General features: G+C 71.1%; 8 protein-coding genes and 2 tRNA genes. 8 read left to right on the forward strand and 2 right to left on the reverse strand.

What is annotated here, in order from left to right; translation table 11 throughout:
• Positions 1 to 13: 13 nt before the first annotated feature.
• Positions 14 to 652 carry an MBL fold metallo-hydrolase gene (locus tag ATC03_RS08180; RefSeq protein WP_067875414.1) on the reverse strand — a complete coding sequence of 213 codons (639 nt, stop codon included), beginning with the start codon at positions 650 to 652 and terminating at the stop codon, positions 14 to 16.
• A gap of 63 nt (positions 653 to 715) precedes the next feature.
• Between ATC03_RS08180 and ATC03_RS08185 the strand changes: the two genes are divergently transcribed.
• The 3 genes from ATC03_RS08185 (at position 716) to ATC03_RS08195 (ending at position 1931) form a co-directional block, all read left to right on the forward strand.
• On the forward strand, positions 716 to 1621 hold the full coding sequence (locus ATC03_RS08185) for a diacylglycerol/lipid kinase family protein (RefSeq protein ID WP_067875418.1): 906 nt from the start codon (positions 716 to 718) through the stop codon (positions 1619 to 1621).
• 87 nt (positions 1622 to 1708) lie between these two features.
• Positions 1709 to 1781 (forward strand) — tRNA-Glu (locus ATC03_RS08190).
• A 77-nt stretch (positions 1782 to 1858) separates the two neighbouring features.
• Positions 1859 to 1931: transfer RNA gene (locus ATC03_RS08195), tRNA-Glu, on the forward strand.
• A 188-nt stretch (positions 1932 to 2119) separates the two neighbouring features.
• Here ATC03_RS08195 and ATC03_RS08200 read toward each other — a convergent pair.
• On the reverse strand, positions 2120 to 3766 hold the full coding sequence (locus tag ATC03_RS08200) for a YhgE/Pip domain-containing protein (RefSeq protein WP_067875421.1): 1647 nt from the start codon (positions 3764 to 3766) through the stop codon (positions 2120 to 2122).
• A gap of 574 nt (positions 3767 to 4340) precedes the next feature.
• Between ATC03_RS08200 and ATC03_RS08205 the strand changes: the two genes are divergently transcribed.
• The 5 genes from ATC03_RS08205 to ATC03_RS08225 all read left to right on the forward strand — a co-directional run bounded on the left by ATC03_RS08205 (position 4341) and on the right by ATC03_RS08225 (position 10105).
• The gene (locus tag ATC03_RS08205) at positions 4341 to 5363 is read left to right on the forward strand and encodes a TerC family protein (RefSeq protein WP_067881752.1); all 1023 of its coding nucleotides are present in this window, start codon (positions 4341 to 4343) and stop codon (positions 5361 to 5363) included.
• A gap of 102 nt (positions 5364 to 5465) precedes the next feature.
• Positions 5466 to 6350 carry a PP2C family protein-serine/threonine phosphatase gene (locus tag ATC03_RS08210; protein ID WP_067875422.1) on the forward strand — a complete coding sequence of 295 codons (885 nt, stop codon included), beginning with the start codon at positions 5466 to 5468 and terminating at the stop codon, positions 6348 to 6350.
• The gene (locus ATC03_RS08215) at positions 6331 to 7599 is read left to right on the forward strand and encodes an FHA domain-containing protein (protein WP_067875427.1); all 1269 of its coding nucleotides are present in this window, start codon (positions 6331 to 6333) and stop codon (positions 7597 to 7599) included. Before ATC03_RS08210 ends, ATC03_RS08215 begins: the two co-directional genes overlap by 20 nt.
• Positions 7599 to 9350, forward strand: a complete 1752-nt coding sequence (locus ATC03_RS08220; RefSeq protein WP_067875429.1) for a serine/threonine-protein kinase — start codon at positions 7599 to 7601, stop codon at positions 9348 to 9350. The genes ATC03_RS08215 and ATC03_RS08220 overlap by 1 nt, the downstream gene beginning before the upstream one ends.
• Complete coding sequence (locus ATC03_RS08225; protein ID WP_067875431.1) at positions 9338 to 10105, forward strand: FHA domain-containing protein; 768 nt, start codon at positions 9338 to 9340, stop codon at positions 10103 to 10105. The genes ATC03_RS08220 and ATC03_RS08225 overlap by 13 nt, the downstream gene beginning before the upstream one ends.
• Positions 10106 to 10178: the final 73 nt, after the last annotated feature.

Raw genomic sequence — 10178 nt, forward strand, 5'->3', positions numbered from 1 at the left:
GCAGTTCAGTGCGTCAGAAGTCCAGCGTGTCCCCGGGCTCCAGCCGCACGTACTCGCCGCCGGTCTGCTCGACGGCCCACGCGAGTCGGGTGTGCGAGAGGTCCTTGCCGAACTGCGAGAGCACCATCTCGTGCGTCGCGAACACGCGCTTCGGGGCGACCTTGCGCACGAAGTCGATCGATTCCGAGATCTTCATCCACGGAGCGCCGGCGGGCGCGGCCAGCACATCGACGTCGAGCCCCTCCGGCACGTCGAATGAGTCGCCGGCGTAGGCGAACGCCTCGTTCACGATCACGCCGATGTTGTCGACGATGTCGATCGACGAGTGGATCTCGGCGTGGCGACCGCCGAAGAAGCGAAGGCGGAAGGGTCCGATCTCGATCACGTCGCCGGGTGCCACGGTCTCGATCGCGAAGTCGGATGCCGCGGCCGCGACGCCGGCGGGCCCGAAGAGCCGCACCTCGGGGCTTGCGTCGACGATGCGCCGCAACTGCTCGGGGCTCCAATGGTCGGCGTGCTCGTGGGTGATGACGACCGCGACGGCACCCGTGGCATCCGTGATGGGTGTGGTGTAGTTGCCGGGATCGATGAAGAGCCGATCGCCCGAGCCCTCGATCAGGAGGGCGGCGTGTTCGAGTTTCGTCAGGCGCATGCTCCGAGCAAACACCGGTTCGCGCGTGCGATGCAAGCCCGCGCCGCCTGCCAGAATCTGTGCATGACCCGAAGCCCCAAGCGCCTGCTCGTCGCGGTGAACCCGTCGGCCTCGTTCGGCCGTCATCGCGAGGTGGGCGCGACCGTGGTCGCACGACTGATCGAGGCCGGGCACGAGGTCGTCCTGCTGCAGGAGGCGAACTTCGAACTGCTGCGACTCGAGACCGAGCAGGCCGTCGCCCGCGGAACCGATGCCCTCATCGTCGTCGGTGGCGACGGCATGGTCTCGCTCGCCGTCAACATCGTGGCCGGCACTGGGGTGCCGTTCGGCGTCGTCGCCGCCGGCACCGGCAACGACCTGGCGCGCGGGCTCGGACTTCCGTTCGAGGACCCGCTCGCCGGCCTCGAGGTGCTCCTCGAAGCGCTCGAGCGCGAGCCGCGCACGATCGATGCCGGGGTGATCCGGCGTGGCGACTCGGCCCCCGTGTGGTTCGCCGGCGTCGTCTCCGCGGGCTTCGACGCGCTCGTGAACGAGCGTGCGAACCGCATGATCCGCCCCCGTGGGCCGAGCCGGTACACGATCGCGCTCGTGCGAGAGCTCGCCACGTTCCGGCCGCGCTCGTACACGATCACGATCGACGGGGTGCGCCGCGAGCAGAAGGCGATGCTCGTCTCGGTGGCGAACGGGTCGTCGATCGGCGGCGGCATGAAGGTCGTGCCGCATGCCGACCTCTCCGACGGTCGGCTCGATGTGTTCATCGTGCATCCGATCTCCCGGGCGAGGCTCATCGCGGTGTTCCCCAAGGTGTTCCGCGGCGAGCACGCCGACCACCCGGCCGTCGAGTTCGTCTCCGCCCAGCGGGTTGCGCTCGACGCGGCCGAGGTCGCCGCCTACGCCGATGGAGAGCGGGTCGGGGCGTTGCCGATCGAGGTCGAGATCGTGCCCGGAGCGCTCCGAGTGTTCGTCTGATTCGATCGGATGTCGCGGGGCTCCGAGCTCCCGGCTCGATTTGGAGCGCGCCCTGAACGTGTGTCATACTCTTCAAGTTGTCAGTTCGGCCCCATCGTTTAGCGGCCTAGGACACCGCCCTCTCACGGCGGCAGCGCGGGTTCAAATCCCGCTGGGGTCACGGTCACGTGAACTTGCTGGCAACACCGGAATGCCTTCGCTTCGGCGGGGGCATTCCGTTTGCACGTCATCAGTCTCGGCCCCATCGTTTAGCGGCCTAGGACACCGCCCTCTCACGGCGGCAGCGCGGGTTCAAATCCCGCTGGGGTCACGCATCCGACATCCTGATGACGAACGCAGAATGCCCCGCCTCGGCGGGGCATTCTGCGTTTCATGTGCGGTCACGTTGCGGGCCTTCGACCGTTCGCGCGGGCGTGGTCGCCGTGCCGTCCGCGCGCGAACCCCGAGCGGCGACGGCCGAGGCGAACCCCGACCGCCGCCGCTCGGCGACGCATCCGGTCAAGCCGGCAGCACCTCGCGGCGCGCGTGGCGCACGCGGTGCGCGATCCAGAACGCGACGATCGCGGCGATCACGCCGAGCACCACGAGCAGCCACGGCGCGAGCGTCGCGGGGGAGACCCCGGCGGCGCCGTCGGCGAGGGTCTGGCTGCCGTCGGCGAGCTGACCGTTGCCGTCGGCCAGTGCCGTCGTGCCGTCGGAGAGCGTCTGCGCGCCGTCGGCGAGCCGAGTGGTTCCGTCGGCGAGCTTCGCGGATCCGGCGGCGAGTTCGGCCGCTCCGTCGGAGAGCGTCTGCGTGCCGGTCGCGAGGCCCGCGGCCCCCGTCGAAAGCGTCGACGTGCCGATCACGAGCTCGTCCGCGCCGGCCTTCAGCTCGAGCGTGCCGTCGAGCGAGCGCTCGAGGCCGGCCGCGATCTTCTCGTTGCCCGCCACGAGGCCGTCGACCTTCTGGTCGAGCGTGGCCGTTCCGGCCTGCACTCGGGACGCGCCGGAGGCGAGCTCGCCGGACTTCGCGTTCAGGTTGCCCGCGCCCGCGGCAAGTTCGCCGGTCTTGCCGGCGAACATCGCTGCGCCGCCCGCGAGTTGCCCTGCACCCGATGCGAGGGGCGCGGTGCCCTTCTCGACGAACATATCGAGCTTGGCCTTCAGGCCCGCGGCTCCCGCTGCGAGCTCGTCACTCCCGTTCCGCACCGACGTGAGGCCGCCGCGAACATTCACCGTGCCATCGGCGACGCCCGCTGTTCCGAGGCGGACCTGATTCGCGCCGGCGGCGACGACGTCTGCGCCGTCCTTGAGCGCCGAGATCTGCGCCAGGAGGTCGGCGGGCAGCCCGCTCCCCGCAAGCGCCATGTCGAGCTCGGCGAGCTCGGCGGCGAGGTTCGCGGACCCGGTGCCGACCTGTGCAGCTCCGTCGCGAACCTGACCGGCAGCGAGGACGAGGGCGTCACCACCCTGCTCGAGCGGGACGAGGCCTTCGCCGAACTTCGTCGTGCCGGCGACCAGCGAGCCACCGCCGGCGGCGAGGGCCGTGGCGTTGGCGTTCACATCGGCGGCGCCCTTCGCAAGCCCGGCGGCACTGCCCGCGAGGAACGTGCCGCCTTCGGAGAGTGCCTTCGCTCCGCTGGCGAGCTGGCCGGCTCCAGTGCCGAGCTTCGCCGCTCCATCGGCGACCTGCGTGGCGCCGTCCGCGGCCTGCGAGATGCCGTCCGAGAGCTGAACCGACCCGTCGGCCGCGCTGTTCGCGCCGGCCGAGAGCTCGGTGGTTCCGGCGACGCTGCGACCGAGGCCGTCGGCGATCTTGACCGTGCCGGTCGAGGCCCGCTCGGCGCCGGTCTGGAGGCGTGACGCACCGGCGGCGGCGCTCGCGGCGCCCGTCTCCAGTTTCGTCGCTCCGGCCGACACGTCGCTCGATCCGTCGCGTGCCGTGGCGGCGCCGTCGGCGAGGGTCGCGGCACCGGCTGCGACCTCGCTCGAACCCTCGCCCGCGGTGCCGGCTCCGGTCGCGAGCTGGTCGGCGCCGTTCGCGATCTTCGCGGTGGTGAGGAAGAAGAACGCCACGGCGGCGATGAGGGCGACCGTCAGCGAGATCGCCGCGATCTTCAGGCCGGTGCCGTGGCGGTGGGGCGGGGGTGCATCGATTCTCGTCATTGAGGCTCCATGGAGTGCGGGCGCGCAGGAGGCGTCCGGGAGGGTGAGTGCGGGTCTGCTCGCCGAAGCCGGTGCGGGGCGTCGGATGCGTGCGGCCGCGGAATGCGGGTCGCTCGCCACCGGAACACCGTGCCGGCCCAACCACGTTGTCGGTTTCCGGCGGCTCGGCGTCCCTGAGAGTCGGTCGAAGCTAACAGCGGTGGAGGATTCCCCGACGAGTGCTCAGCATTTCCTGTGCGAACATCCAACCCCGCGCGGCCGACAGGCGACAGGCGTTGTCGATGCTCCACAGGCGCGACGTGCGACCACCGGGGTGACGGCCCGCCGATCCCTCCGGCGAAGCCGTGGCCGGCGCACACGCGTCGCAGATCGCACAGAGGGTTCGGCCGTGCACCGCAGCCGCTAGACTCCCGGAAGCGAAGGGGAGTATCCCGCGAGGCGTTCACGCGCTTCGAGCCACGATCGTCAGTACGAGCGCCGAAGACGCCGCTCCGGGCGTGGCGGCGCACCTGTGCGCACTGGGAGAGACTTTCGGGTTCCGCCCTGCCCAAATCCTCCCGAAAGGCCGCACGTGCTGCAGCTTCCCGCCTGGTTCGAAATCGGATCCCTCGTGGTCCTCACGCTGATCCTCGTCGCCGACCTCCTGCTCGTCGTCAAGCGTCCCCACGTTCCGTCGTTCCGGGAGTCGACGCTGTGGGTCGTCTTCTACGTCGCCCTCGCGCTCGTCTTCGCGCTGCTCATGTACCTGCTCGGGGACGCCGAGCACGCAGGCCAGTTCATCGCGGGCTGGCTGACGGAGTACAGCCTGTCGATCGACAACCTGTTCGTCTTCGTGATCATCATGGCCAGGTTCGCGGTGCCGAAGAAGCTGCAGCAGGAGGTGCTCATGGTGGGCATCATCCTGGCGCTGATCTTCCGCGGCGTGTTCATCCTCCTGGGCGCGCAGCTCATCGAGAACTTCAGCTGGATCTTCTACATCTTCGGCGTCTGGCTCGTGTACACGGCCTACCAGCAGGCGTTCGTCGAGCACGACGACGACAAGGACAACCTGCTCGTGCGCGTGCTCCGCAAGCGCGTGAGGATCTCCGACGACTACGACGGCATCAAGATCCGCACGAACATCGACGGCCACCGCGTGTTCACGCCGATCCTGTTCGTGTTCATCGCGATCGGCACGACCGACCTGCTCTTCGCGCTCGACTCGATCCCCGCGATCTTCGGCATCACCCAGAGCCCGTTCATCGTGTTCACGGCGAACGTGTTCGCGCTCATGGGCCTGCGCCAGCTGTACTTCCTGCTCGGCGGCCTGCTCGAGCGCCTCGAGTACCTCAAGTACGGCATCGCGTTCATTCTCGCGTTCATCGGCGTGAAGCTCGTGCTGCACGCCATGCACGTCAACGAACTGCCGTTCATCAACAACGGCGAGCACATCGAGTGGGCTCCCGAGATCTCCACATGGATGTCGCTCGGGGTCATCATCGCGGCGATGGCGGTCGCCACGGTCGCGAGCGTCGTGAAGGCGAACGTCGACGCGAAGCGTCGCGGCCACACCCTGATGGAAGAGGTTCCGCACTTCACCGACGACGAAGCCCGCTGATCCGGGTCGGCGAGGCGCCCCGGGTGTTGCTAGTTTTGGTGGGCGGCGCACGGGGTGCGGCGTCCCGGTCCCTACCGGTGAAGGACGGCGACGAGGAGCACCGTGTCCCCTGATGGCGAAGACGTCGTCGAGCTCGACCATGGAGCTGCGGTGATCGCGCACAGCGCACGTACGGATGTCGGGCGCGTGCGCAGCATGAACGAGGACTCGTTCCTCGCCGAGGCCCCCGTCTTCCTCGTGGCCGACGGCATGGGCGGGCACGCGCGCGGAGACGTGGCGAGCCGCACGGTCGTCGAGACGTTCCGACGCCATCTGGCGCCCGGCGCCCCGTCGTCGCCCGAGCAGGTGCTCGACGCCATCCACTCGTCGAACGACGCCGTTCGCGCGTTGAGCGACGAAGGCGACGAGGGCACCGCGGTCGCCGGCACGACGCTCGCGGGCGTCGCCCTCGTCGACGCGGGCGACGGCGCGGGCTTCCACTGGATGGCCTTCAACGTCGGCGACTCGCGCATCTACACCTGGAACGGGCGCACGCTCAGCCAGTTGAGCGTCGACCACTCGGCCGTGCAGGAGCTCGTCGATGCCGGACTCATCCGCCCCGAAGACGCCGAACGGCACCCCGACCGCAACGTGATCACCCGGGCGATCGGCGCCGACGACGTGGTCGATCCCGATGTCTGGCTCATCCCGGCATCCGGTCGACAGGTGTTCCTGATCTGCTCCGACGGTCTCAGCAAGGAGGTCGACGACTCGTCGATCGCGCGCGTGCTCGTGGGGCACACCGGACACGCGGCCGGGCTCGCGGGCGAGCTCGTCGACCTCGCGCTCGATCACGGAGGACGCGACAATGTGACGGCCATCGTGGTCGAGTCGCAGCTCGGCTCGGCCGACGACGAGTCCACGAAGGACCGCGAGACGGCCGTCGCCGTCGACGAGGACACCACCCCGCGAGTGGACGGAGGCGCCAGTGGCGACCTACACGCCTGATCCGGCGGGGGAGCACCTCGCCGTCGTGCGCGGCGCAGTCGTGCTCATGCTGCCCGCCTCGGCGGCCGCACTCGCGAGCGACCTGTGGCCGGGGCTCGTCGAGCCCGATCCGGTGCGGGTCGTGCTCGACCGGCTCACGGTCGACGGGCTCTCGGCGACGCCGTCGTTCGGGCTCGTCGTCCGCTCCGACGACGACGACGCGGTGCGCGTCGTCGTGCGCGGCGGGTTCTCGGTGCGCCTCGGAACCGAGGTCATCACGGGCGAGGGCGTCTCGACCTGGGTCGAGCGCGTCGCCGACGGCGCGTCGGTCGAGCTCAGGGCGACGGATGCCGCGCGCGGGCCGGCTGCGTCCGCCTCGCGCGGGGCGGAGTCGCTCGTCGGCCTGCCCATCGTCGAGGGCGTCGTGTTCGCGGCGTCCGTCGGCTCGGAATCCCGTGAGCCGGTGGCCGTCGCGCCGAGGTCGACGCCTGTCGCGTCACCGGTGGTCAGCCCGGCCGACGCACCGGTCACCGACCCCGTCGAAGCACCGATCACCAGCCCGGTCGTCTCACCCGTCACCGCGGCAGAGTCCGTCGCGCCGTCCGACCCGCCCGCCTGGGCGCCGCCCGTCGGCGGTCCGACCGGCTCCACGATCCCCGGACCGCCACCCGCGCGGGCGCCCGACCCCGTGCCCGACGCGATCGACGACGCGATCGACGACGCCACCGTCGTCTCGCCGGTCGGGGCATCGACCGGCGCCGAGCAGACCATCGTGCCCGGGAACGACGCAGACGGCGGAGACCACGACGGCATGACCGTCGTCGGCGTCGACGTGCAGCGCCTCCGCGCCGAGCGCGACGCGCGCCGTGCGGAGCAGACGACGGTTCCCGACGCGCTGCCCGCGCGCGCGACATCCGCCCCCGCCGATGCGCCCCGCCTCAGCCTGCGCATGCCCGACGGATCCCTCGAACCCGTGACCCACGAGGTGCTGCTCGGCCGTGCGCCGAGCGTCAGCCAGGTCTCCGGCGGGCGCCTGCCCCGTGTGGTCGCGATCGGCGCCGGCGACCAGGACATCTCTCGCACGCACGTGCGGGTCACCGTCGAAGGAGACACCGTCGTGATCACCGACCTGCACTCGCGCAACGGCACGCACGTCGCGCAGCCGGGCAAGCCGCCCGTCCGGCTCCGCGCCGGCGAGCCGACGCCCGTGCTGGTCGGCACGGTCGTCGATCTCGGCGGCGGCTGGACGATCCAGGTGGTCGCCGCCTGATGCGCCGAGCCACCTCCACCCCGCCCGAGCTGCCCGGGTACACCCCCCAGGGCCTGCTGGGCTCCGGCGGGTTCGCCGACGTGTTCCTCTACGAGCAGCGCCTGCCGCGACGCAAGGTCGCCGTGAAGGTGCTGCTCACCGAGGAGCTCGGCCGCGACACGCGCGCCCAGTTCGTCGCCGAGGCGAACCTGATGGCCCAGCTCTCGACGCACCCGTACATCGTGACGATCTTCCATGCGGATGTCTCGGCCGACGGCCGACCCTACTTCGTGATGGAGTACTGCTCGGGTCCGAGCCTCGCCGACCAGTACAAGCGGTCGCCGTTCGCGGTCGTAGACGCCCTGCGCACGGGCGTGCGCATCGCGGGTGCCGTGGCCACTGCGCATGCCGCCGGCATCCTGCACCGCGACATCAAGCCCGCGAACGTGCTGACGAACGACTACGGCTGGCCCGCGCTCACCGACTTCGGCATCTCGTCGAACCTCGACGGCGAACTGCCGGTGCACACGATGACCGTGCGCCCCGGTGCGCAGGCGACGGGAACCGGGGGGTCGAACAGCACGGCGGCCGTCGGGATGAGCGTGCCGTGGTCGCCCTCGGAGATGTTCGAGGACGACCCGACCCCCGACCCCCGCAGCGACGTCTTCTCGCTCGCCGCGACCGTCTACACGCTGCTCGCCGGGCGTTCGCCGTTCGAGATCCCCGGCCGTTCGAACGGCACGCTCGATCTCATCGGCCGCATCGAACGCGGTGCGATCACGCCCATGGATCGCACCGACGTGCCGCGCAGCCTGCTCGCGGTGCTCGCGAAGGGCATGGCGACCTCCCGCGACGACCGGTACCCGAGCGCGGTCGAGTTCGCGCGGGCGCTGCAACGCGTCGAGCTCGAGCTCGGCTACTCGGCGACGACCATCGAGGTGCCGAACCTCGCGGTCGTCGAGGAGCGCGACACCGTCGACGACGCGGATGCCACCAGGGCCCGCGCCGTGCGCACGATCGACGCCCAGGCGGCGCCGGTCGCCCCCGTCGCGCCGACCGCACCCGGTGGTTCGCGTGCGGTCGCCGCCCCGCCGACGGCTCCCGCCGGCGCCGGTGCCGACGCCACGGTCGCGCGCGCGCCGCAGCAGATCGCCGCGCAGCCGCCCCTCGCCGACGCCACCATGATGCGTCCCGGGGGAGCGGCGGCGCCGCAGACGGGATCCTCGGCCGGGTCGGGCGCCTCGGCCCCGGTCGACGACGGAACGATCGTGCGCCCCAGGGGTGCAGCTCGCGCCGATGGGCGGGTCGCCTCCGATGCGGCGCCCGCCGCGGCATCCGTCACCGAGGTCGAAGCCCCGAAGCGCCGCTCGAAGGTCGGCCTCGTGATCGGCGTCGCCGCGGGCGTCGTGGTGGCGCTCGCCGTCGTCGCCGCGGTCGTGTTCTCGGGTGGGCTGCCCCAGCCCGAGGCGGAGGCTCCCGTGAAGTCCGACGACCGCGACGCCGTGGCCGAGGCGACCGTGCCGATGCCCGTGGTCGCGCCCGGCGTACCGTCGGCCGACGGCACGAGCGTCTCGTTCGAGGTGTCGCTCGACGATGCCGAGGAGGGCGACCGGTTCCGCTGGGCACGATCCGACGGCAGCGGTTCGGTGCAGCTCGCCGCGTCGTCGCCGATCGTCGTCGACGGGGTCGCCGCCGGCCAGACGATCTGCATCGACGTGCAGACCCAGCGCGGCAGCCGCACCTCCGAGCCTGCCAAGGGGTGCACGCCGTGACCTCGCTCAAGCCGCTCAGGGTCGAGTACTGCGGCGAGTGGTACACGGTCGCCGAAGGGACGCCGTTCACGATCGGGCGCGAGTCCGACCTCACGATCGACGAGAACCCCTACCTGCACCGCACGTTCCTCACCCTCTCGGCCGAGTACGGCCTCTGGTGGCTCTCGAACGTCGGCCAGCTGCTCTCCGCCACGGTTTCGGATGCCACGGGCAGCGTGCAGGCCTGGGTCGCGCCCGGCGCGAAGCTGCCGCTCGTGTTCCAGCAGGTGAACGTGCTCTTCAGCGCGGGCGCCACGACCTACGAGTTCTCGATCCACGCCGAGGAGGACTTCTACAACACGTCGCTGACGGCCTCGACGGCCGAGGGCGGCACGACGATCATGCCGGTCGCGCTCACCTCGAGCCAGCGCCTGCTCGTCGTGGCGCTGTCCGAACGCGTGCTCGTGCAGCCCTCGGCGGGCCGAGCGACAGTTCCGACCTCGGCCGAGGCCGCGGCCAGGCTCGGATGGAGCATGACGACCTTCAACCGCAAGCTCGACAACGTGTGCGAGAAGCTCGATCGACTCGGCGTCGACGGCCTGCGCGGCGGTCGGGGCAAGCTCGCGACGAACCGCCGCATGCGCCTCGTCGAGTACGCCGTGGCCACCAGGCTCGTGAGCGTCGACGACCTGCTACTGCTCGATCGGGCGGCGGAAGACTCCGCAGCCGGTTCGGGCGACGGGGCGGGCGTCGAACTCGGCGGCGCGAGCGACTGAGCCGGCCGCGACACGTCGCGCTCGCGCGGAGGCCCTTCTCCGTATCGCTTCGGCATCGAAGCACCATGGGAAG

The sequence above is a fragment of the Agromyces aureus genome, assembly GCF_001660485.1.
In the GTDB taxonomy this organism is placed as follows: Bacteria; Actinomycetota; Actinomycetes; order Actinomycetales; family Microbacteriaceae; genus Agromyces; species Agromyces aureus.